The organism is Mycobacterium sp. NGS61, assembly GCF_059812325.1.
This window is the reverse complement of sequence record NZ_JCALCL010000021.1, coordinates 13748-34510: the sequence shown is the minus strand read 5'-3', so window position 1 is coordinate 34510 and position 20763 is coordinate 13748. Positions and strand designations below refer to the sequence as shown.

The 20763-nt window shown below is 66.0% G+C and carries 23 protein-coding genes; 12 read left to right on the top strand and 11 right to left on the bottom strand.

All coding sequences use genetic code 11. The features are described 5' to 3' along the window. Window positions 1–2: 2 nt before the first annotated feature. Together AC5Y3Z_RS25060 and AC5Y3Z_RS25055 are read right to left on the bottom strand one after the other, a co-directional pair. On the bottom strand, window positions 3–905 hold the full coding sequence (locus AC5Y3Z_RS25060; protein WP_463828852.1) for an alpha/beta fold hydrolase: 903 nt from the start codon (window positions 903–905) through the stop codon (window positions 3–5). Between the two features lie 64 nt (window positions 906–969). After that, window positions 970–1443 carry a VOC family protein gene (locus AC5Y3Z_RS25055; RefSeq protein WP_463828851.1) on the bottom strand — a complete coding sequence of 158 codons (474 nt, stop codon included), beginning with the start codon at window positions 1441–1443 and terminating at the stop codon, window positions 970–972. Between the two features lie 128 nt (window positions 1444–1571). Between AC5Y3Z_RS25055 and AC5Y3Z_RS25050 the strand changes: the two genes are divergently transcribed. Next, window positions 1572–2642, top strand: a complete 1071-nt coding sequence (locus AC5Y3Z_RS25050; protein WP_463828863.1) for an NAD(P)H-dependent amine dehydrogenase family protein — start codon at window positions 1572–1574, stop codon at window positions 2640–2642. Window positions 2643–3276: 634 nt separating this feature from the next. Then, window positions 3277–4128, top strand: coding sequence for an alpha/beta fold hydrolase (locus tag AC5Y3Z_RS25045; RefSeq protein WP_463828862.1), 852 nt, complete (start codon window positions 3277–3279; stop codon window positions 4126–4128). Here the strand turns inward: AC5Y3Z_RS25045 and gnd are convergent. Beyond that, window positions 4125–5147 (bottom strand): phosphogluconate dehydrogenase (NAD(+)-dependent, decarboxylating), encoded by a 1023-nt coding sequence (gene gnd, locus AC5Y3Z_RS25040; protein WP_463828861.1) that lies wholly within the window; start codon window positions 5145–5147, stop codon window positions 4125–4127. The genes AC5Y3Z_RS25045 and gnd overlap by 4 nt on opposite strands. Before the next feature lie 153 nt (window positions 5148–5300). Here gnd and AC5Y3Z_RS25035 point away from each other — a divergent pair, with 153 nt between their 5' ends. After that, window positions 5301–6128, top strand: coding sequence for an adenylate/guanylate cyclase domain-containing protein (locus tag AC5Y3Z_RS25035; RefSeq protein ID WP_463828850.1), 828 nt, complete (start codon window positions 5301–5303; stop codon window positions 6126–6128). Here AC5Y3Z_RS25035 and AC5Y3Z_RS25030 read toward each other — a convergent pair. Beyond that, window positions 6086–6289 (bottom strand): hypothetical protein, encoded by a 204-nt coding sequence (locus AC5Y3Z_RS25030; RefSeq protein WP_463828849.1) that lies wholly within the window; start codon window positions 6287–6289, stop codon window positions 6086–6088. The genes AC5Y3Z_RS25035 and AC5Y3Z_RS25030 overlap by 43 nt on opposite strands. A gap of 42 nt (window positions 6290–6331) precedes the next feature. Between AC5Y3Z_RS25030 and AC5Y3Z_RS25025 the strand changes: the two genes are divergently transcribed. After that, a complete protein-coding gene (locus AC5Y3Z_RS25025; protein WP_463828848.1) occupies window positions 6332–7021 on the top strand; it encodes a guanylate cyclase in 690 nt (229 codons plus the stop codon). 202 nt (window positions 7022–7223) lie between these two features. On the opposite strand, the gene AC5Y3Z_RS25020 is transcribed toward AC5Y3Z_RS25025, so the two are convergent. Both AC5Y3Z_RS25020 and AC5Y3Z_RS25015 read right to left on the bottom strand, forming a co-directional pair. Then, entirely contained in the window at window positions 7224–7637 is a 414-nt protein-coding gene (locus tag AC5Y3Z_RS25020) for a hypothetical protein (protein WP_463828847.1), read from the bottom strand. Window positions 7638–8134: 497 nt separating this feature from the next. Continuing rightward, window positions 8135–8425 (bottom strand): hypothetical protein, encoded by a 291-nt coding sequence (locus AC5Y3Z_RS25015; protein WP_463828846.1) that lies wholly within the window; start codon window positions 8423–8425, stop codon window positions 8135–8137. 269 nt (window positions 8426–8694) lie between these two features. Between AC5Y3Z_RS25015 and AC5Y3Z_RS25010 the strand changes: the two genes are divergently transcribed. Further along, window positions 8695–9090 carry a DUF732 domain-containing protein gene (locus tag AC5Y3Z_RS25010; protein WP_463828845.1) on the top strand — a complete coding sequence of 132 codons (396 nt, stop codon included), beginning with the start codon at window positions 8695–8697 and terminating at the stop codon, window positions 9088–9090. A 283-nt stretch (window positions 9091–9373) separates the two neighbouring features. Here AC5Y3Z_RS25010 and AC5Y3Z_RS25005 read toward each other — a convergent pair whose 3' ends face one another. Together AC5Y3Z_RS25005 and ychF are read right to left on the bottom strand one after the other, a co-directional pair. Continuing rightward, entirely contained in the window at window positions 9374–9829 is a 456-nt protein-coding gene (locus AC5Y3Z_RS25005; RefSeq protein WP_463828844.1) for a DUF2834 domain-containing protein, read from the bottom strand. Window positions 9830–9884: 55 nt separating this feature from the next. Continuing rightward, entirely contained in the window at window positions 9885–10955 is a 1071-nt protein-coding gene (ychF, locus tag AC5Y3Z_RS25000) for a redox-regulated ATPase YchF (RefSeq protein WP_463828843.1), read from the bottom strand. Between the two features lie 84 nt (window positions 10956–11039). Here ychF and AC5Y3Z_RS24995 point away from each other — a divergent pair, with 84 nt between their 5' ends. Continuing rightward, entirely contained in the window at window positions 11040–12263 is a 1224-nt protein-coding gene (locus AC5Y3Z_RS24995) for a DUF6542 domain-containing protein (protein WP_463828842.1), read from the top strand. Here the strand turns inward: AC5Y3Z_RS24995 and AC5Y3Z_RS24990 are convergent. Next, window positions 12260–13267, bottom strand: coding sequence for a 4-hydroxy-3-methylbut-2-enyl diphosphate reductase (locus tag AC5Y3Z_RS24990; RefSeq protein WP_463828841.1), 1008 nt, complete (start codon window positions 13265–13267; stop codon window positions 12260–12262). The two genes, AC5Y3Z_RS24995 and AC5Y3Z_RS24990, sit on opposite strands and share 4 nt — an antisense overlap. A gap of 99 nt (window positions 13268–13366) precedes the next feature. Between AC5Y3Z_RS24990 and AC5Y3Z_RS24985 the strand changes: the two genes are divergently transcribed. The 4 genes from AC5Y3Z_RS24985 to AC5Y3Z_RS24970 are packed head-to-tail and all read left to right on the top strand — an operon-like array spanning window position 13367 to window position 16620. After that, the gene (locus tag AC5Y3Z_RS24985) at window positions 13367–13972 is read left to right on the top strand and encodes a lipid droplet-associated protein (protein ID WP_463828840.1); all 606 of its coding nucleotides are present in this window, start codon (window positions 13367–13369) and stop codon (window positions 13970–13972) included. Then, entirely contained in the window at window positions 13969–15222 is a 1254-nt protein-coding gene (gene xseA / locus AC5Y3Z_RS24980; RefSeq protein WP_463828839.1) for an exodeoxyribonuclease VII large subunit, read from the top strand. Before AC5Y3Z_RS24985 ends, xseA begins: the two co-directional genes overlap by 4 nt. Further along, window positions 15212–15445: an exodeoxyribonuclease VII small subunit gene (locus AC5Y3Z_RS24975; RefSeq protein WP_463828838.1), complete on the top strand. Its 234-nt coding sequence runs from the start codon at window positions 15212–15214 to the stop codon at window positions 15443–15445. The genes xseA and AC5Y3Z_RS24975 overlap by 11 nt, the downstream gene beginning before the upstream one ends. 59 nt (window positions 15446–15504) lie before the next feature. Then, on the top strand, window positions 15505–16620 hold the full coding sequence (locus tag AC5Y3Z_RS24970) for a 3-beta-hydroxysteroid dehydrogenase (protein WP_463828837.1): 1116 nt from the start codon (window positions 15505–15507) through the stop codon (window positions 16618–16620). Here AC5Y3Z_RS24970 and AC5Y3Z_RS24965 read toward each other — a convergent pair. Further along, window positions 16607–18148: a carboxylesterase/lipase family protein gene (locus AC5Y3Z_RS24965; protein ID WP_463828836.1), complete on the bottom strand. Its 1542-nt coding sequence runs from the start codon at window positions 18146–18148 to the stop codon at window positions 16607–16609. The two genes, AC5Y3Z_RS24970 and AC5Y3Z_RS24965, sit on opposite strands and share 14 nt — an antisense overlap. A 72-nt stretch (window positions 18149–18220) precedes the next feature. Here AC5Y3Z_RS24965 and AC5Y3Z_RS24960 point away from each other — a divergent pair, with 72 nt between their 5' ends. Together AC5Y3Z_RS24960 and AC5Y3Z_RS24955 are read left to right on the top strand one after the other, a co-directional pair. Beyond that, complete coding sequence (locus tag AC5Y3Z_RS24960) at window positions 18221–19360, top strand: AI-2E family transporter (RefSeq protein WP_463828835.1); 1140 nt, start codon at window positions 18221–18223, stop codon at window positions 19358–19360. After that, window positions 19360–19797: an NUDIX hydrolase gene (locus tag AC5Y3Z_RS24955; protein WP_463828834.1), complete on the top strand. Its 438-nt coding sequence runs from the start codon at window positions 19360–19362 to the stop codon at window positions 19795–19797. Before AC5Y3Z_RS24960 ends, AC5Y3Z_RS24955 begins: the two co-directional genes overlap by 1 nt. Window positions 19798–19946: 149 nt before the next feature. Here AC5Y3Z_RS24955 and AC5Y3Z_RS24950 read toward each other — a convergent pair whose 3' ends face one another. Continuing rightward, window positions 19947–20750, bottom strand: coding sequence for a dienelactone hydrolase family protein (locus AC5Y3Z_RS24950; RefSeq protein WP_463828833.1), 804 nt, complete (start codon window positions 20748–20750; stop codon window positions 19947–19949). Window positions 20751–20763: the final 13 nt, after the last annotated feature.

The following is a 20763-nucleotide window of genomic DNA, read 5'->3' as shown; positions in this document are numbered from 1 at the left end:
CATCAGGGGGAGCCGATGAACGCCAACACCAAGTCGGCCACTTTGTCCGGCTGTTCGAGCTGCAGGAAGTGTCCGGCGCCGGAGACGATGGCCACCTCGCTACCGGTGGGCAGCACCGGCTGCACCCAGCGCGCGAAAGCCGGTGTCATGCAGCCGTCGTCGTTGCCGTGCAGGTACAGGCTCGGCAACATGGGCGCCTGCACCCAGTGCCGGTGCAACTCGGCGTACTGCTGCGGCGGGCGGGTATTGCGGATCGTGGCACGGTACGGTCCCAGCGCCGCCCGCCAACTCTCCGGCGTGCCGATCGCGGCGTCGACGTGGCGCAGGTCCTCGTCGGCGCGGTAGCCAGGCGACCACCGTCGCCACAGCAGCGGCAGCACCCAGGACGCCGACCGTTCCGGCAACCACGGCAACTGGAAGTAGCTGATGTACCAGCTGCGCACCAGCTGGGGTGGTATCTGACGGAGCAGCCGCCCACGCTCGGGCACTTGCCCGAACGGGCGGAAGGCACCGACCGGCGGCACCGACATGATCACCGCCTTGGCGAATGGGGTGTCGGGCAGCGCGGCGAGCCCGGCGGCGGCCATCGCACCCCAGTCGTGACCGATCACCACGTCGCGCTCAGTGCCGCCCGCGGCCGCACGTACCCGCAGCGCGTCGTCCATCAACGCCCCGATGTGGTAGCTGCCGTCGGTCGGGATCGACGACGGTGCGTAACCACGCATGAAGGGGGCCACCACCCGCCAGCCGGACGAGACCAACCGGGGCGCCACCTTGCGCCAGCCGTAGGCGGTATCGGGAAAGCCGTGCAGGCACAACGCAATCGGGGCATCCGCAGGACCCCACATCAGGGCTTTGAGGTCGGCGTTGGGGCTCCTCACGTCGACCCAGCGTGGTTGTGGCAACACGACTCCTGTTCACCGGCTCAGTCCAACGTAACCGGCAGCCAGGGCGAGCAGAAGCCCGAGCTCACACTTGCACGACAGCTTCCTCCAGATCGGCCACCACGATCCTGCTCATCCCGTGCATCGCCCTGGTGGCCGCGGCGGCGCGTGCCGGGTCGGGGTCGCCGACCAATTCCATCAGCCGGTCCGGGACGACCTGCCAGCTCAGGCCGAACCTGTCTTTGCACCAACCGCACTGCGATTCCTGGCCGCCCTCGGTCAGCCGCTGCCAGTAGTAGTCGACCTCGTCCTGGTCTGCGCAGTGGATCGTGAAGGACACCGCCTCGTCGAAGGTGAAGTGCGGTCCGCCGTTGATGCCCAGGAATCGGGTGCCGTCCAGCACAAACGTCCCGAACGCCACGGATCCCGGTTCACCCGGCCCGGCGTCGCTGTACCGCGTGAACCCCTCGACGTACGAGTGGGGGAACACCGACGTGTAGAACTCGGCCGCCTCTTCGAGGTTGTCGTCGAACCACAATGAGGGCGTGATCGCTGGCATGTCGCCTCCCGGTTGTTGGAAATACCTGCACCGAGATAGACCCGGGCCGCGCCTGAAACTCATCGGCGCTTGCCCCGAAAGATTACGAGTGTAATCATCTGACGGGTGGACTTAGCTGGGTGGTTGACGTGCGACGGGTGATCCAGTATTCGACGGGCAATGTCGGCCGTCACGCGCTGCGCATGCTGATCGAACGGCCCGATCTCGAGCTGGTGGGTGTGCACGCGTCCAGCCCGGGCAAAGTGGGCCGTGACGCCGCCGAACTGTGCGGACTCGCCGCGCCGACAGGCATCACAGCGACCGACGACGTCGATGCCTTGGTCGCCTTGAACGCCGACTGCGTCGTCTACACCTCGCAGGCCGAAACCCGGCCGCAGGAGGCGATGTCGGAAATCAGCCGTTTCCTGCGGGCCGGCACCAACGTCGTGGGGTCCTCCTTCGTGTGGCTGGTGGCACCGGGACACGCCGGTCGGTGGTTGCGCGAGCCACTGCAGCGGGCCTGTGCCGACGGCGACACCACGCTCTACATCAACGGCGTCGACCCCGGCTTCTCCGGCGACACCCTCGCCTACACCGCGCTGAGCCTGGCCGAGCGCGCCACCAGCATCACCGTGCAGGAGATCTGCGACTACGCCAGTTACGATGACGCCGAATTCACCGGTGTGAGTTTCGGTTTCGGCACCACACCGGATCACACGCCGATCATGTTCAGCCCCGGTGTACTCACCTCGATGTGGGGTGTGCAGGTGCGCAGCCTGGCGCAGGACCTGGGCGTCGAGCTCGACGAGATACGCGAGCGGTGCGAGAAGTGGGTGACACCGCAGCCCATCGACTGCGTGATGATGCACGTCGAACCGGGACAGGTCGCGGCCGTGCGCTTCGGTGTCGAAGGGGTGCGGGACGGCGCAGTCGTCATCACCATGGAGCACGTCAATCGTCTTGGCGCGCAAGCTGCTCCCGACTGGGCCTATCCGCCGGACGGTCGTCCCGGCGTGCACCGGGTGGTCGTCGAAGGCAGCCCGGGCGTGGAAATCAACACCCACCTGGGTAGTGCCCGCGTCGACCACAACGACGGTGGCGTGATCGCGACGGCGGCAAGGGTTGTCAATCTGATCGAGGCGGTGTGCCGCGCACCCGGCGGGATCCTGGCCGCCCACGACCTGCGGCCGCTGGATCACCTGCGTGGCGTGATGTGGTGACCCCGTGACAGCACCGCGCCGACCGCCGTCCGGTGGCCAGGCGCGTGCCGAACGCAGCCGCCAGGCCGTCATCGACGAAACCGTCCGCTACGTGCTGCAGGAGGGATTCGCCCCGCCCAGCATGCGGCAGATCACCGAGCGTGCCGGATTGACCTGGGGCGCAGTGCAATACCACTTCGGAGACCTGAACGGCATCTTGATGGCGGTGGTGGACAAGGGATTTGCCGACCTGCTGCAGACCCTCGACGACCTGCCCGCGCAGGTGGCACAGATCCGGTCGCAGGACCGACCGGCTTTTGTCGTCGAGGCGGTCTGGCGCGCGTTCTCCAGCCCGACATCGATGGCCGCCCTGGAGATCCTGATCGCTACCCGCGCAGCCCGCACCGCGTCAACCAACGCCCACCTGACCGCGATGACGGCCCGCATGACAGAGATCGGTGAGCACCTCGCCACCGGCATCACCCCGGGGCAGGCAAGCCGGCTGGGCAACCTCATCTGGAGCACCATCCGCGGCCTGGTCGCCCTTCAGCTCACCTGGCCCACACCGCTGGACAGCACCCGCAACCGCGAGATGCTCGTCGAGGTCATTCGCGCCTACCTGGCTTCTGCACCCCAACCGAAGGAGACTCATCACATGCCCAGCCCCCAGACGGTCGAGTTCTCCGGGGTCGACGGGATCACCCTGGTCGCCGACGAATGGAACCGCGGCGTGCCCGATCCGGCAGACCGGCCGACGATCCTGATGCTGCACGGCGGTGGCCAGAACCGGTTCTCCTGGAAGAACACCGGCCAGGTCCTGGCCGACGACGGCTATCACGTCATCGCGATCGATACCCGCGGACACGGAGACAGCGACCGCGCACCCGATGCCGACTATGACGTCGAGACGCTGACCGCCGACGTCATGCACGTCCTGGACGTGATCGGCCGCCCCGTGGTGATCATCGGGGCCAGCATGGGCGGGTTGACCGGCATCCTGGTCGCCGACCGGGCCGGGCCGCAGAAGGTGACCAAACTGGTCCTCGTCGACGTGGTGCCGCGGTTCGAAAAGAACGGCAGCGCCCGGATCCGGGACTTCATGATGACCAACATCGACGGCTTCGAAACTCTCGAACAGGCGGCCGATGCCGTCGCCGCCTACCTGCCCCACCGGACCAGGCCACGCAGCCCGGAAGGTCTGAAGAAGAACCTGCGGCTGCGCGACGGCCGCTGGTACTGGCACTGGGACCCGGCGTTCATGACCAAGCCCGGCGACGACCCGGAACTGCGCACCGAGGGCTTCGAGCAGGCGGCCGCCGACCTGACCATCCCGGTCCTGCTGATTCGGGGCAAGTTGTCCGATGTAGTCAGTCCCGAAGGCGTGCAACACTTTTTGTCTCAGGTGCCCGGCGCGGAATTCGTCGAGTTGTCCGATGCGGGGCACACCGCGGCGGGCGACGACAACGACGCCTTCAGCGAGGCGGTGGTGCGGTTCGTCGAGGGTTAGTTCGCCGGCTTCTCCGCGTGCCCGCCGAACTGTTTGCGCATCGCCGACAGCGCCTTGTTGGCGAAGTCGTCGAGGTCGCGTGAGGCGAACCGGGACTGCAACGCGGTGGTGAGCACCGGCGCTGGAACGCCTTCGTCGATTGCCGCGATCGAGGTCCACCGGCCCTCACCCGAGTCGGAGACCCGACCGGAAAAGCCGTCCAGATCGGGCGATTCATGCAAGGCGATCGCGGTCAGGTCCAGCAGCCAGGAACCGATCACGCTGCCGCGGCGCCATACCTCGGCGACATCGGGGATGTCGAAGTTGTACTGGTAATACTCGGGGTTGGACAACGGCGCGGTTTCAGCGTCGCCCTCTTCGATGCGGGTGCCGATGTCGGCGTTGCGCAGGATGTTCAGGCCTTCGGCGAGCGAAGCCATCATGCCGTACTCGATGCCGTTGTGCACCATCTTCACGAAGTGGCCGGCTCCGGCCGGGCCGCAGTGCAGGTAACCGTTCTCGGGTTGGGCGACCCTGCCTTCGCGGCCCGGGGTCCGCTCGGCTGCGTTCACCCCGGGCGCGATGGTGGCAAAAATCGGTTCGGCATGGTCGAAGGCGTCCTGGTCGCCGCCGATCATCAGACAGTAACCTCGCTCGCGGCCCCACACGCCGCCGCTGGTGCCGCAGTCGAGTAACCGAATACCGTTGTCGGCCAACGTCTTCGCATGCTTCATGTCGTCGCGGTAGTACGAGTTGCCGCCGTCGATCACGATGTCGCCGGCCTCGAGGATACCGGCCAGTTCGTCGATCACCCCCGTGGTGATGGTTCCGGCGGGCACCATCACCCACACCAGCCGCGGGGCGGCCAGTTTATCCCGCAACTCGCGCAGCGAGGAGACACCGGTGACGTTCTCCTCGCCGGCCATGGCCTTGACCGCATCGGAGCTGTGGTCGTACACCACGCACTGGTGTCCGCCCGTCACGACGCGACGGACGATGTTGGCGCCCATCCGGCCGAGGCCGACCATGCCCAGCTGCATCTCGTCTCCTTCGCGCCGGGTCACCGGCAGTTCCACGAATCACCAACAGATCTGAGGTGCCGACTACACCGTCAGCATGTATTTCCCGGGGCCGCCCTCGTCAACCCTAGACATCATCGGCCCGGCGAGATAGCCGTACAGCGGCCTGTCAGGATGTTCGGCATGGGCGATGCGCTGCGGATCGCGGTCTACATCCTGGGCGGCATCGCCGTAGCCGAAGCCGTCGGATTGGTAGTGCTGTGGCGACTGCTGCACCGTAGCCGCGCCGAGTTGGCCGAACTACAGCACCGCGCCGACGTGCGCACCCGGTTGTGGTCCGGCGGCCGCGAAGCGGTCAAAACGGTGTGGAACACCGCCAACTTGGTGCGCAAAGAAGGTTTCGGAGCGGCGGTGCGCGGCTCTATCGAAGACTTGGCCGACTGGGCCGAGGTCGAACGGCCCGACCTGGCCAAGGTCACCAAGGATGGGCGTGTGGTGATCTTGTTCTCCGACATCGAGGAATCCACCGCGCTCAACGAGCGCATCGGCGACCGCGCCTGGGTCAAGCTGATCGGCGCGCACGACAAGCTGGTGCAGGAGCGGGTGCGAAAGCGCGAAGGTCACGTGGTCAAGAGCCAGGGCGACGGATACATGGTCGCGTTCGCCCGAGCCGATCAGGCGGTCCGGTGTGGAATCGACGTGCAGAACGCGATCTTCAGAGACGGACAACGCAAGCGCCACCAGGAGATTCGGGTCCGGATCGGCATCCACATGGGACGCTCGGTACGCCGCGGCGAGGATTTGTTCGGTCGCAACGTCGCGATGGCCGCCCGGGTTGCCGCGCAGGCCGAAGGCGGCGAGATCCTGGTGAGCGAACCGGTGCGCGACGCCGTTCGGGAGTGCGACGACATCACTTTCGACGACGGTCGGGAGGTGGAGCTGAAAGGCTTCTCCGGCAGTTACCGGTTGTTCGCGGTGGGGGTCGGATCCGATTCGGACTGATCGCGGTCCGCAGCGGACTCGGCCAGCCGCTGATGCAGACGGGCCCGGACCTCGTCCGGCGTGTACGCGCGGCGTTTGCGTTGATCGCGCACCACCACAGCGCCACCGGCAACGACGCCCGCGGCACCGGCCAACCCGATCCACTTCCAGATGTTGCGCATCAGCACAGGCTATAACGGCCTGATCCTGCCTAAAGTGCTCTGGTGGACTCGAGCACCCTCACCCTGGAGCAAGCGCTGACCGAAACCCGCACCGGTGACCTGTGGTTGTTCCGGGGCGGCTCAGGACCGGACCGCGCCATCCAGACCTTGACCAATGCCCCGGTGAATCACGTCGGCATGACCGTGGCCATCGACGATCTGCCACCGCTGATCTGGCACGCCGAACTGGGCGACAAGTTGGTGGACGTGTGGACCGGCACCAACCATCGTGGTGTCCAACTCAACGACGCGCGCGAGGTGTTCCAGCGGTGGACGCAGAACTACCACCAGCGCTGCTGGTTACGTCAACTGACGCCGTATGCCAGCCGCGAGCAGGAGAACGCGCTGCTGCAGGTGATCGCCCGGATGAACGGCACGGCCTTCCCGACGACCGCTCGGCTGACCGGCCGCTGGTTACGCGGGCGGTTACCGACCATCAACGACTGGTTCCGCGGAATCCCGTTGGTGGACAAGAAGGTTCGCGCACACAGCGAGCGGAGAAAAGCGGCGCAGCGCAACATGGGCATGGCCACGGCGTACTGCGCGGAGACGGTCGCTATCACCTACGAGGAGATGGGCCTGCTTCTCACCGACAAGGACACGAACTGGTTCGACCCCGGCAAGTTCTGGAGTGGCGACACGCTGCCGTTGGCGCCCGGCTACCGACTCGGCAAAGAGATCGCGGTCAGTTGAACTGAATTCCCGCATTCGGAATTCGACATTCCGACAATGCGACCAGGAATACGCAAGGAGCTTCGCGGGTATATTCCACAAAGTCTGATAAGCAGGTTGGGGAATTTGACGCAAACCACACCCTGGGCACATTGTGATTCAACCCACAAATGCGCCGCAGGGTGTGGCTGCGGTTATGGTTTGCTGCGACAGGAAACGTTGGTCAGGCGACTGGCGCGTCGGGTTCGCCGACGGGACCCGGGGTAGGCTCGCCGGCCTCAGCAGCGGGTGGAGCCATCTCCGGCGCCGCCGCGTCCACCAGCACAGGCGGACCGTCCGGCACCGGCAATTCCCCTTCAGGCAGGTCGCCTGCGGGCAAGAACATGTGGTGGGTGAAGCCGGCCTGGTAGGCACCGGCGCCACCGATACGCACGCCACCACCTTCTCCGCTGGACACGGCCGTGCCGTCGGGCAGCGTCACCGCAGTGTGCCCGCCATTCCAGCCGATCACCAACGCGTTGGGAGCGGTACCGGGCTGAAAGCCTCGAGCCGCCAATGCGGCCGCTTCGTTTCCGGTATTGAACCTGTTGCCGAATACGGGTTGGTCACTGGCAGCATTTGCGACCCACGAAGCCAATCCTGAACAGTCGGTCCCGGCCGGCGAATCTCCACCCGGAATGTACGGCGTCCCGGACACCTGATTAACGAGTGCTAAAAGCGTGGCTAGTGCAATCATGAATCGGCACGCTACCGACGAGTTCGATAGGTAATCAAAATTTGTGGTGCCGGTCACGCCGTTTCCAATAGCGGATTGACCTGCGCTTACAGCAGCGATGTCACGTATCAATCAATAAAGTGAAACAGATGTGATCAGTGTGATTATTGTAATTGGTCAGCAAATTACGCTACGCAAACGCGTGAACGTTTGACGTGCTAGGACAGCTATCCTCGGTTGAGCGGAGCAATGCTGCAACGTGGACGCCGGGAGATGACTTGGACTCGAAAATCAATGGTCGCGGCCGGTGCAGAGCCGCTCAATGAACACCGAATCGTGTCTCCACTGCGTGGCGTGGGTCATATCGATGTCTACACGAGGGATACGTCACTTTCGCCGTCCCAGCGACCATGCGGCGCCTACTCCGGGATCACCCAGTCCGACCACCGGTTGGCCGGGTTGACCCGATACGCACCGGGGAAGACCCGGGCCATCAGCGCCGGCATGGCCTCGGTTCCGGGCAAGGTTCCCACCCGTTTCCACGTTTCGGGGTCCTGGCAGGACAGCTCGAAGGTGAGTTGTACTGGAATGGACCCCGGCATCGCCTCCGCGCAGGCCTGCGTCGCCGTCACCGTCCGTTCCGCTGCCGCGGTGGGCGCGAGAGTCAGGACTGCGCCCGCGATAACCAGGACTGCCAACGATCTGATCATCTGCGTCTCCCGTCGTCCTTGCCGGTGCTTACACCGGAGTCCAGTGGTTGCTCGGCATCGGGGCCGGGGCCGGGCGATGCCACCCGTCAGGCCGGCAACCGAGCTCGCCGGCGCGGCGCGGGTCAAGAGCCCCTTCGACCGCTGTGCCATCCGCATCTCTCAAGAATTTCCTCGACCGCGTGTGAAGGCAAGTGCTGATGTCAAGCGCAGGCGGCACCAGCCCGTTGCTGGCTAAACTGCGATGGACTCAAGACTCGAGGGGACAGATCATGGTGCCGAAAGCCTTCGCGTTGCTGGTCGTGGCCGTGGGGTTAGCCGCACCGGCCTTCGCCGACACCAAAGACGACGCGTTCCTAGCCAACCTCAACACCTCCGGCATGAGTTTCGGTCCGCCGGACAAAGCGATCGCGGTCGCGAAGACCATCGTCTGCGGGTCCCTGCACGACAATCCCGGCAACACCAATGCGGAGCTGATCGCCAAGGTCATCGATGCGACCAGCTGGCCGTCGTTGAACGCCGCCTACTTCACCGGCGCCGCCATCCAGGCGTACTGCCCCCAGTACGGCGGTGCCCTGACTCCGCCGAGTGTTCCCAGCAAGGTTCCCACCTCGCCCCCCAGCACCGCCCCGGCGGGACCGACGACACCGAGCGTCCAGTCAGCGTGACGGCGGGTCGGCGCGTGCCCTCCTCGCGGCGCCGGTGAGTTCGACGCGATAGGTCACCGCGGCAGCCGCCCGACGGCGCGCACCTCCTCTGGCACCTCATCGAGGGTGCAGGTCTCTCTCAGGCCACTTGAGGAAGTCCGCGCTGGCAGCCCTCAGCGCACGCCACCGAGGAACTCGACGAGCAAGTTCTCTACCGCGGCGCCTCACATCACCTGCCTACTACGCGGTCCTGCTCGATTGCAGATGGATTTCCAAACCGAAACTCGATCGCCACCGCTCCCGGTCACGCCAGCCCAACCCACCCAATCTGGCCTGCGACCAGGACGGCGACCACCACCAACAGGACCACGTCGACCGGGCGGATGCGCACGTTGTCGGCCGGGCTCATCCTCATCTCGCGGGCAATCAGGAATAGCGGGAACGTAACGCTGATCGCGGTAGCGAACCCGCCGAAGACATAGAGCCACACGAACTTCACGCCGTGCTTTCGAGCCTCGACCACCATCAGGACCACAGCGGCAAGCGCCAACACGACAAGATCACCGGTGTACGACCGGCTTGCCGGAGTGACTTTCAGGTCGTTCATGAAGTCGTGCATGAACCCCCCGAAGGTGTAACTGAGATTGGGCACCCAGGTCGCAAAGAGTCCGACGAAGGCGATGCATCCGTAGACCGCGCACCGCACAGTCCGGGAAGTGAAGCCGCGGGACGGGGCCTCGGCGGGGTCAGTTGAAGTCATTCACCAACGCTAAAAGGCCACGACCTGTTTTCACAGCAGAATCCCGGCCCGACGGCTATCCGTGTCGGAACTCCACCACGTCCCCATCGGCCATCACGTAGTCCTTGCCCTCCATCCGGACCTTGCCGGCGGCTTTGGCCGCTGCCATCGAACCGGCGGCGACGAGGTCGTCGAACGACACGACCTCGGCCTTGATGAATTTCTTCTCGAAGTCGGTGTGGATCACGCCGGCCGCCTTCGGCGCGGTGTCACCCTGGTGGATCACCCACGCGCGCGCTTCCTTGGGCCCGGCGGTCAGATAGGTCTGCAGGTTCAATGTGTGAAATCCGGCCCGCGCCAACGCATCCAGGCCCCGCTCGGTCTGCCCGATCGACTCCAGCAGCTCGGCGGCGGATTCGTCGTCGAGTTCGATGAGTTCGGATTCGATTGCAGCGTCGAGGAATACGGCATCGGCCGGCGCGACGAGCGCACGCAACGCGGCGATCCGCTCGGGGTCGGTCAGCACCGCCTCATCGGCGTTGAACACGTACAGGAACGGCTTGGTGGTCAGCAGGTTCAACTCCCGCAGCAGCGTGGCATCCATCCCGGCACCGAACAGCGTCTTGCCGCCGTCGAGGATCTGCTGGGCGGCCACCGCTGCGTCGTACAGCGGCTTGCGCTCTTTGTTGGTGCGGGCTTCCTTCTCCAGCCTGGGCAGCGCACGCTCGAGTGTCTGCATGTCGGCCAGGATCAACTCGGTCTCGACGATCTCGATGTCGGATCCCGGGTCGACCTTGCCTGAGACATGCGTCACATCGTCGTCGGCGAACACCCGCACCACCTGGCAAATGGCATCGCACTCGCGGATGTGGGCCAGGAACTTGTTGCCCAGGCCGGCTCCCTCCGACGCCCCCTGGACCAGACCGGCGATGTCGACGAAGGTCACCGGCGCCGGCACGGTCCGCTCGGATTTGAACAGTTCGGCCAGTTTGTCCAGCCGCGGATCGGGCAGCGACACCACACCCTCGTTCGGTTCGATCGTCGCGAACGGGTAGTTGGCCGCCACCACGTTGTTGCGCGTCAACGCGTTGAAAAGGGTCGACTTGCCGACGTTGGGCAAACCCACGATTCCGAGGCTCAGGCTCACGGGAAGGCAAGTCTACGGGGGACGCTATCGGCGAGTGCCTGGCGATATACGGGCTCTCGCCCGAATTGCCGGTACGGTCAACGTGTGTCAGCGCAGCGGGACAGGTCGACGGTGCAGCCCAGCCACCGCTCGATCGTCCCTACCATCCCGGGTGTGCCCTGGTGGGCGGCGGTCCTCATCGCGGTCGGAACCACCGCGGTGGGGTATCTGATCGACTCCGGACATAAGGAGCTGACCCATGTCTTCGCCGGGTGTTACATCGCCGGATGTGTGGCGGCGGTCCTGGCGGTACGGCAGGCCGCGGTGTTCACCGCGGTCATCCAGCCGCCGCTCATCCTGTTCTGCAGCGTGCCCGGGGCCTATTGGCTGTTCCATGGCGGCAAGGTCGACAAGTTCAAAGACCTGCTGATCAATTGCGGATATCCGCTCATCGAGCGTTTCCCACTGATGTTGGGCACCGCGGGCGGGGTGTTGCTGATCGGCATGATCCGCTGGTACTTCGGCAAGAACGCCGCAGCTGTTCCCGATGCCGCCAATGACGATGAGACCGCGCCCGAGCGGCCCTCGCTGTTCAGCGGCATCGCCGCCAGAGTGAGCTCGCTGTTGGCCGGTCTCTCGGGTGACGACGTCGATGCAACTGAGGCCCCCCAGCCGGCCCATGCGAGGTCTCGGACCGCGAAGACCAGCCGGACCGCGCGAACCAGCCGTTCGGCGCAGCGCCCGGCCCGGACCCGCTCCCGGCATGCTCGGCCGGACGATCCGTACGAGACCGACGAGGAGCGCCCCCGCCGCAGCGCCCGTCGCAGTTCGGTGGCCGACAAACCCGACTTCGACCCCGCCGACCCGCCCCGCCGCCCCCGTCGTCGCCGACCGGACGAGGGTGACACCGATCGGGGCGCCCCGCCGCCGCGGGACGTGCGTCGAGAACCGCGCCCGCGTCGCGGCTCCTACGAACGGTCCTACGAACGGCCAGAGCCCCGTAGCAGCCGCTTCGATCCGTACGACAGTTACGATCGTCCCGAGTCACCTGCCCGTGGTGAACGCCGTAGCCGACACGAGCGGCGCAGCGGTGGCTACGAACCATATCCGCCGTACGAACCGTCCTACGAGCCCCGCAGCCGTCGCGCCGCACCCGCGGGATCGAACGGGTCCAACCCGACCCATCATCCGATCTCCCAGGTGCGGTACCGCGGTCAAGCCGGTCAAGCCGCGCGAGGTGAATCCCAGGACGAGCCGCGTCCGGAACGTCGCAATGGCTCCCGGGCACCGCGCAGGCGAACCCCTGATCCCTGGGACTACGAGGCTTAAGGCTTGGACCGCGCCGGGCGGATCTCCCGGGGCAACGCGAACACCAGCGTCTCGTTGGCCGTGGTCACCGGTTGCACCATGTCGTAGCCATGCTCGGCGAGCCGCTCGAGCACACCCCGCACCAGCACCTCGGGGACCGATGCACCGGAGGTCACCCCGACGGTGTGGACACCGTCCAGCCACGCCGGGTCGATGTCGTCGGCCCAGTCCACCAGGTACGCGGCCCGGGAGCCGGCGCCCAGCGCCACTTCGACCAGCCGTACCGAGTTCGACGAGTTGCGGGAGCCGACGACGATCACCAGCTCGCATTCCGGCGCCATCGCCTTGACCGCGACCTGACGGTTCTGGGTGGCATAGCAGATGTCGTCGCTGGGCGGATCCTGCAGTTTCGGGAAACGCTCGCGCAACCGCTCGACGATCTCCATGGTCTCGTCGACCGAGAGCGTGGTCTGCGACAGCCAGATCACCTTGTCCTCGTCCCGGACGGTGACGTGGTCGACGGCTTCGACACCGTCAACCAGCTGCACGTGATCAGGGGCTTCGCCGGCGGTGCCGATGACTTCCTCATGGCCCTCGTGGCCGATCAGCAGGATGTCGTAGTCGGCGCGGGCGAACCGTCTGGCCTCGTTGTGCACCTTGGTGACCAGCGGGCAGGTCGCGTCGATGGTCTGCAGGTTGCGCGCGGCGGCGGCCGCATGCACCGTCGGGGCGACGCCGTGCGCGGAGAACACGACGATCGCCCCCTCGGGCACCTGGTCGGTTTCCTGCACAAACACCGCACCGGCGCTGGCCAGCGTGTCCACCACGTGCCGGTTGTGCACGATCTCGTGCCGCACGTAGACCGGGGCGCCGTGCTTCTCCAGCGCACGCTCGACGGTCTCCACGGCGCGATCCACCCCGGCGCAGTAACCACGCGGCTCGGCCAGCAGCACCCGCTTACGGGTCGGGGAGTCGACCACCGAGCTCGAAGCACCGGGAATCCCCATGTCAACAGTGGGCACCATGTCCTTCAGGGTACGTTCCGCCGATACCCCGTCGCCATTTCGCGAGCAGGGCGCGCGCTCAGCTTGGACTTAGCCGCTGCTTGAGGCAGTCTTGGACCCATGACTACTGCACCGTATGGGTTTCGGCTGCTGGTCGGCGCGGCGACAGTCGCCGTCGAGGAGACAATCAAGCTACCGCGAACGATCCTCATGTACCCGATGACGTTGGCGTCCCAGGCGGCTCATATCGTGATGCGCTTTCAACAGAACCTCGCTGAACTGGCCATCAAGGGCGATACCACGCTGGAGTCGCTGTTTCCGCCGAAGGATGAGCAACCCGAGTGGGCGACGTTCGACGAGGACCTCGAGGTGCTGGACGGCGGCGGTCAGGGCGGCTTCTCCGCCATCCCGGTCGACGGCGTGGACGGCGAGCGCCGCACTGAGGGCCGCTTTGCGCTGTACTCGGTGTCCGACACCGCCGAAGCCGCCGACTCCGCGAAGCCGCCGACCGACCAGCCCAGCACCCCTGCGGCCGGCGTACCGGTCCCGGCGGTGGCGACCGAACTCGACTACCCGCAGTTGACCCTGGCGCAGTTGCGGGCCCGGCTGCAATCTCTGGACGTTGCCGAACTCGAAGCCCTGCTGGCCTACGAGCAGGCCACCAAGGCCCGCGCGCCGTTCCAGACGCTGCTCGCCAACAGGATCACCCGCGCGTCCGCGAAGTGACACCAGCTCCGCAGCAGAAACCCACGGCGAACTCTGTCGACAACCCCTTCCCGGTCCGCGCGGTCGCCATCCGCGTCGCCGGCTGGATCGACCGGCTGGGCACCGTCTGGGTGGAGGGTCAGCTGGCCCAGATCAACCTGCGACCCAACACCAACACGGTCTTCATGGTGCTGCGTGATCCGGCGGCCGACATGTCGCTGACCGTCACCTGTTCGCGTGAGCTGGTACTCAACGCTCCGGTGAAACTTACCGAGGGCACCCAGGTGGTGGTGTGCGGCAAGCCCTCCTTCTACACCGTGCGGGGCACATTCTCGTTGCGCCTCAACGAGATTCGCGCGGTCGGTGTCGGAGAACTGCTGGCCCGTATCGACCGGCTGCGCCGGTTGCTGGATGCCGAAGGGCTGTTCGATCCGCGGCTCAAGCGCCCGATTCCGTTCCTGCCCACCATGATCGGCCTGATCACCAGCAGAGCCAGCCACGCCGAGCGGGATGTCACCACGGTGGCCACCACCCGCTGGCCGGCGGTGCGCTTCACCATCCGGCACGCCGCGACCCAAGGCGTCAACGCCGTCGCACAGATTGTCGCTGCGCTGGCAGAACTCGACCGGCACCCTGATGTCGACGTGATTGTGATCGCCCGCGGCGGTGGCAGCGTCGAGGATCTGTTGCCGTTCTCCGACGAGACCCTGTGCCGAGCAATCTCGGCCTGCCGCACTCCGGTGATCAGCGCCGTCGGACACGAACCGGACAATCCGCTCTGCGACCTGGTCGCCGACGTGCGGGCGGCCACCCCCACCGACGCCGCCAAGATGGTGGTGCCCGACACCGCCGCCGAGCAACGCCGGATCGACGAGCTGCGCAAGCGCACCGCTCAGGCACTGCGCAACTGGGTGTCACGCGAGCAGCGGGCACTCGCACAGTTGCGCAGCCGTCCGGTGCTGGCCGACCCGCTGCGCATGGTGATCACGCGCGAGGAGGAAGTGCAACGAGCCCGCTCGGCGCTGCGGCGTGACATCAAGCGGTTGCTCGCCGGGGAGACCGAGCGCGTAGGCCACCTCTCTGCCCGGCTGTCGACACTGGGCCCGGCGGCAACCCTGGCCCGCGGCTACGCCGTGGTCCAGGTCGTGACCCCCTCCGGCGCCGAGGTGCTGCGACGCACCGACGACGCACCGGCCGGCACCGGGCTGCGGGTGCGGGTCGCCGACGGAGCCATCGCAGCGGTGAGCGAGGGACGCACTGATGGATCCTGATCCCCGGCACGAGACGACTACACCTATTAGTCAGCTCGGCTATGAAGATTGCCGCGACGAGTTGATCGACGTTGTGCGACTGCTGGAGCAGGGCGGCCTGGACCTCGATGCGTCGCTGAAACTCTGGGAAAGAGGCGAGCAACTCGCGAAAAGGTGTGAGGAGCACTTAGCTGGTGCCCGCCAACGGGTGACCGATGCACTCGCCGCGGGCGACCCTGAATAGGGCCGGCTGCGGTCAAACTCGGACACCTGTTCTATTCCAAACTGGAACACGTTTCAGTTATGCTCCCCGGTATGGGTGATGCAGCACTGACAACCGAACTCGGCAGCGTCCTTGTCACCGGCGGATCCGGCTTCGTCGGCGCCAACCTGGTCCGGACCCTGCTGGAGCGCGGACATCAGGTCCGCTCCTTCGACCGCGCCCCCTCGCCCCTGCCCCAGCATCCGAAGTTGGAGGTGCTGCAGGGTGACATCACCGATGCCGCCGTCTGCGCGGCGGCGGTGGACGGCATCGACACGATCATCCACACGGCCGCGATCATCGACCTGATGGGTGGCGCGTCGGCGACTAAGGAATACCGGCAGCGCAGCTTCTCGGTCAATGTCGGTGGCACCGAGAACCTCGTCACGGCCGGCCGCAAAGCGGGTGTGCAGCGGTTCGTCTACACCGCCTCCAACAGCGTGGTGATGGGTGGGCAGGACATCACCAACGGCGACGAGACGATGCCCTACACCGACCGGTTCAACGACCTCTACACCGAAACCAAGGTCGCCGCTGAGAAATACGTGCTCGGCCAGAACGGTGTCGACGGCATGCTCACCTGCTCGGTGCGACCCAGCGGCATCTGGGGCACCGGTGACCAGACGATGTTCCGCAAACTGTTCGAGAGCGTGATCAAGGGCCACACGAAAGTGCTCGTCGGACCCAAGTCGGCAAAGTTGGACAACTCCTACGTGCACAACCTGATTCACGGCTTCATCTTGGCCGGCGAACACCTGGTAGACGGCGGCACCGCGCCGGGGCAGGCTTACTTCATCAACGACGGCGAACCGATCAACATGTTCGAATTCGCCCGTCCGGTGGTCGAGGCATGCGGCGAAAAGTGGCCCAAGGTAAGGGTTCCCGCCCCCCCGGTACGCCTCGCGATGACGGCATGGCAGCGGCTGCACTTCCAATTCGGCGCTCCCGCACCGCTACTCGAGCCGCTGGCCATCGAGCGCATTGCCATCAACAATTACTTCTCGATCGCCAAGGCCCGCCGCGACCTGGGCTATGAGCCGCTGTTCACCACCGAGCAGGCCCTCAAGGAATGCCTGCCCTATTACGTCGACCTCTTCCACAAGATGAAGAGCGAAATGAAGGCCGGCAAGAAAGCCGGCGCGGCTACCGGAAGCTGACCATCTGGGCGCCCCAGGCTTCCCTGATGCGCGCATCCACGTCGTCGACGATGGTGTCGCGCTTGTCGATCACCAGACACGGGCGATTCGGCTCGGAATAGCGCGGCCAGGCCGGCTCACCGGCCGGGCCATCGGGCTCACCGTGCGCCGCGAAATTCAGCCACCGCGTCCGCATCCGGTGGGAGACGGCGGTGGCGGTCTTGGCACCCCCCAGCTTCAGCGACATGTCCTGCGGCGCGCCGAGAGTGCCCCACACATAAGGCAATTCGGTGGCATGAGCGGCTCGCACCGTCAACAGCTTGAACACCGGTGTCGCATAGTCGAACCGGTACAGGTACACCGGCGCCACCCTGCTGTGGCCGTCGGCCAGCCACACCGACGGCATCCGGAAGCCGATGTCGGTGGCCATCCCGACGCTGCGCGACTTCTGCCGGCGCGAGTAGGCCGACCCGAACTCCTCGAAGGTGGGCAGTTGCAGGTCGGGCTGCTCGACGGCGATCTGACTGAACATCGTGGTGATCGCGTGCGGCGTGATCGGCATCAGCGGTGAGCGCAGCAACCTGAACAACGCCGCCTCGTGCTTATTGGTCCCGATGATCAACGGAATCGGCAGCAGGCGGCCCTCCTGCGCCAGTTTGACCGGCTGATCCTCCAACAGGTCACCGTCGACGATGGGGACGAACGCCAGCGTGCCCGGATTGCTGACGGGGATCTCGTTGAACACTTCACTGGTCGCCGCGATCAGAGCCACGGTGGACGCGGAGGCCACCTTGTGCCCCTCGGACTCGGCGATACCCAGTTTGTTGAGCACAGCCACCGAAACCCGGCGGCCCCTGTCCTGGTCGTACACCGATGTGGCGGGCGAACTCTGCGCAATAGCCCGAACGAACAACCCCGCGGCGGCAGCGACGCCCAACAGCGTCGTCACGATTCCGGCACCGGCGGACTCGCCGAACAGGGTCACGTTGTCGGGGTCGCCGCCGAACGCCGCAATGTTGTCGCGTACCCAGGCCAACGCGGCCAGCACGTCGCGCAGCCCGATGTTGGAGTCGAACTGCCGCTGCGCACTGCTGAACGACGACAGGTCCATGAATCCCAGCGCCCCGACCCGGTAGTTGACCGTGACCACCACGACGTCGCCGTCGGCGGCCAGGACATGACCGTCGTACAACGGCTGGCTGCCCGAACCCAGCACGTAGGCGCCACCGTGCAGCCACACCAGCACCGGTTTCCCGGCGCCCGGGTCGGTGCCGGCCGGCGCCCAGATGTTCAGCCGCAGACAGTCCTCGCCCTGCGGTGCACCCAGGTCCAGCTTCATGTTGGGCAGCGTCGACTGCGGACAGGCTGGCCCGTAGGCGGTGGCGTCGGCGACCTCGGTCCACGGCTCGGGCGGCGCCGGCGCCCGGAACCGCAGATCATCGATGGGCGCCTTGGCGAACCGGATGCCTTTCCACGCGGTGACGCGGCCCGGCGGGCCGGCCAAGTCGGCGCCACGCACCGGACCGTAGCTGGTCTCGACCACAGTCATGCTGTTCCTTCCCAACCGTTAAGGTTACGGAGCGCGCTCAACATACCCGCGGAGGGCGGTCTCGGTCAGGGCATGAACACCGAATTCACGCTTACCCAGAAGCGCGCGCTCGCTATCGTCACGATCCTCGCGGTGTTGTTCGGTTTGTACTTCCTGCGCAGCTATTTCGTCCTCGTGGTGGTGGCCGCCGTCGGGGCTTACCTGTTCGCCCCGCTCTTCGAGTGGTTCAACAAGCGCCTCAACACCGGGCTGTCCGCCACCTGTACCCTGCTGTCCGCGCTGGCGATTGTGATCGTGCCGCTGAGTCTGCTGGTGAGCCTGGCCGTTGTGCAGATCGCCCGGATGGTCGACTCGGTTGCCGAGTGGGTCAAATCGACCGACCTGAGCACGCTGGGCGACAAGACGTTGCACCTGGTCAACGAGTTGCTCGGCCGGGTGCCGTTCGTGCACGTCACGCTCACGGCGGAGAACCTGCGCAAGTCGATGGTCTCGGTCGCACAGAACGCGGGCCACTGGCTACTGAACGTGCTGCAGAACACGGCAGGCAGTCTGGCCGGCACCATCACGTCGGCGATCATTTTTCTGTACGTGTTCGTCGCGCTGCTGGTGCACCGGGAGAAGATCCGGAACCTGATCGCCCAGCTCAACCCGCTCGGCGAAGAAGTCACCGACCTGTATCTGCAGAAGATGGGGTCGATGGTGCGCGGCACCGTCAACGGGCAGTTCGTGATCGCCCTCTGCCAGGGTGTCGCCGGCGCCGCGTCGATCTACCTGGCCGGATTCCACCAGGGCTTCTTCATCTTCGCGATCTTGCTGACGGCGTTGTCGATCATTCCGCTCGGCAGCGGGATCGTGACCATACCGTTCGGCATCGGGATGTGCTTCTTCGGACACATCGGCGGCGGGCTGTTCGTGGTCCTGTTCCACCTGATCGTGGTCACCAACATCGACAACTTCCTGCGGCCGGTGCTGGTGCCGCGTGATGCCCGGTTGAACTCGGCGCTGATGCTGCTCTCGGTGTTCGCCGGGATCAGGATGTTCGGTCCGTGGGGCATCATCATTGGCCCGGTTCTGATGATCGTCATCGTCACCACCATCGATGTCTACCTTGCGGTCTACAAGGGTGTCGAACTCAAACCGGTGGACGATAAACCGGTGCAGCGCAAGTGGTTTGGGCGCCAGAAGAATACACACCAGAGGGACGGGGCTTGATGGCGCGCGAACCCATCCCGACGTGGAACTTCTCCTTGGTGCTGGTTCGGCTGGGCCGACGGTTCCTGTTGGTGCATGAACGCAAACACGGCCAACTCTGGTATTTGCCAGCCGGACGGGTCGAGCCGGGCGAGACATTCGCGGTCGCCGCGCACCGCGAGACGCGGGAGGAGGCCGGCATCGACATCGTGCTGGACGGGGTGCTGCGGATTCAGCACACGCCATTGTCAGGCAATGCACGGATGCGTGTCATTTTCGTGGCCCACCCAGCTGATGACACTCCGCCGAAGTCGGTGCCCGATGACGAGTCCCTGGGCGCGGCGTGGTTCACCGTTGAGGAGATGGCCCGCCTGCCGCTGCGCGGGGCCGAAGTCGCCAACCTCGCCCGCGAGGTGCTCGAGGGGGCGTTCATCCATCCGATGTCGCTGTTCGGGTAAGCCCACATCAGCGTGACCGGGGCGCCGCAGCGTCCTTGAGTTGCACCACTCGGCCGCCGACTCCCCGGACATCGGCCACCCAACAACGGGCGCCAAAAAGCTGTCGTGAGCCGCAATTCAATTCGGGGTGCTCAACCCGCGGCATGAGTTCAGCAGGCAGTGAGCCGCTCGGTGAGGAACTCGACCACCCGCTTGCGCGCCTCGTAGGCGGGTTGACCGTCAATCTCACGGACCTGGTCGGTGAGCACCGAGTGCGCCATCCGGCTGAACCCGTGCTCGTTGCCGGGGCCGGAATCGATTTCGATCACCTCGAAGGCGTCACCCAGACGTGCCTTGAGCGTCTTGAACCGCTCACCCGGTGCCATCGCGTCCGCGCTGAACCGCAGTCCCATTGCGCACAAGCCATCGTTGGCGCAGCGATCGGCGACGACACTGAGTTCGGACTCGCTGAGCCCGGGGTCGCGGCGATGCTTGCCGGTCAGCGGAAACGGCACCGACGGCTGGCTGAGCACCGGGGCCAGCACACTGTCGTCGACGGCGGCGGCCAGCGCGAAACCGCCGGTGAAGCACTGCCCGATCACCCCGACTCCCTTGCCGGGCGTCGCGGCGTTCAGATCGCGGGCCAGCGCCCGCAGGAACAGCGATACCGGCCGCTCCTTGTTGGTGGCCATCGCGGCGAATTCCTTTGCCACACAACCCCGGCTGATCTCGGCCAGGACATAGGGGATCGATATCTTTCGGCCGGGACGGCCGAAGAGCGACGGGATGGCGACGGTGAACCCGTTGTCCACCAGATGATTTCCCAACCCGAGCACGCCGGGATGGATGCCCGGCATCTCCGGGATCAGCACCACCCCGGGACCCGACCCCTTGCGGTACACGTCGTGGGTGTAGCCGGCGGCGGTGAACGGCGCCGCCGACCAGCCGGACAGATCTGCTTCGGGTGCGGTCATCCGGGGTGCCCTT

Bases quoted from the DNA above. Each gene is read 5' to 3' on its own strand.
- AC5Y3Z_RS25010 (WP_463828845.1), top strand. From the start codon at position 8,695: ATGGTGCCGAAAGCCTTCGCGTTGCTGGTCGTGGCCGTGGGGTTAGCC.
- AC5Y3Z_RS24965 (WP_463828836.1), bottom strand. From the start codon at position 18,148: ATGACTGTGGTCGAGACCAGCTACGGTCCGGTGCGTGGCGCCGACTTG.
- gnd (WP_463828861.1), bottom strand. From the start codon at position 5,147: ATGCAGCTGGGCATGGTCGGCCTCGGCCGGATGGGCGCCAACATCGTC.
- AC5Y3Z_RS25045 (WP_463828862.1), top strand. From the start codon at position 3,277: ATGCCCAGCCCCCAGACGGTCGAGTTCTCCGGGGTCGACGGGATCACC.
- AC5Y3Z_RS24985 (WP_463828840.1), top strand. From the start codon at position 13,367: ATGACTACTGCACCGTATGGGTTTCGGCTGCTGGTCGGCGCGGCGACA.
- AC5Y3Z_RS25005 (WP_463828844.1), bottom strand. From the start codon at position 9,829: ATGACTTCAACTGACCCCGCCGAGGCCCCGTCCCGCGGCTTCACTTCC.
- AC5Y3Z_RS24975 (WP_463828838.1), top strand. From the start codon at position 15,212: ATGGATCCTGATCCCCGGCACGAGACGACTACACCTATTAGTCAGCTC.
- AC5Y3Z_RS25035 (WP_463828850.1), top strand. From the start codon at position 5,301: ATGTTCGGCATGGGCGATGCGCTGCGGATCGCGGTCTACATCCTGGGC.
- AC5Y3Z_RS24950 (WP_463828833.1), bottom strand. From the start codon at position 20,750: ATGACCGCACCCGAAGCAGATCTGTCCGGCTGGTCGGCGGCGCCGTTC.
- AC5Y3Z_RS24990 (WP_463828841.1), bottom strand. From the start codon at position 13,267: ATGGTGCCCACTGTTGACATGGGGATTCCCGGTGCTTCGAGCTCGGTG.
- AC5Y3Z_RS25055 (WP_463828851.1), bottom strand. From the start codon at position 1,443: ATGCCAGCGATCACGCCCTCATTGTGGTTCGACGACAACCTCGAAGAG.
- AC5Y3Z_RS24970 (WP_463828837.1), top strand. From the start codon at position 15,505: ATGCTCCCCGGTATGGGTGATGCAGCACTGACAACCGAACTCGGCAGC.
- AC5Y3Z_RS25015 (WP_463828846.1), bottom strand. From the start codon at position 8,425: ATGATCAGATCGTTGGCAGTCCTGGTTATCGCGGGCGCAGTCCTGACT.
- AC5Y3Z_RS24955 (WP_463828834.1), top strand. From the start codon at position 19,360: ATGGCGCGCGAACCCATCCCGACGTGGAACTTCTCCTTGGTGCTGGTT.
- AC5Y3Z_RS25030 (WP_463828849.1), bottom strand. From the start codon at position 6,289: ATGCGCAACATCTGGAAGTGGATCGGGTTGGCCGGTGCCGCGGGCGTC.
- AC5Y3Z_RS24960 (WP_463828835.1), top strand. From the start codon at position 18,221: ATGAACACCGAATTCACGCTTACCCAGAAGCGCGCGCTCGCTATCGTC.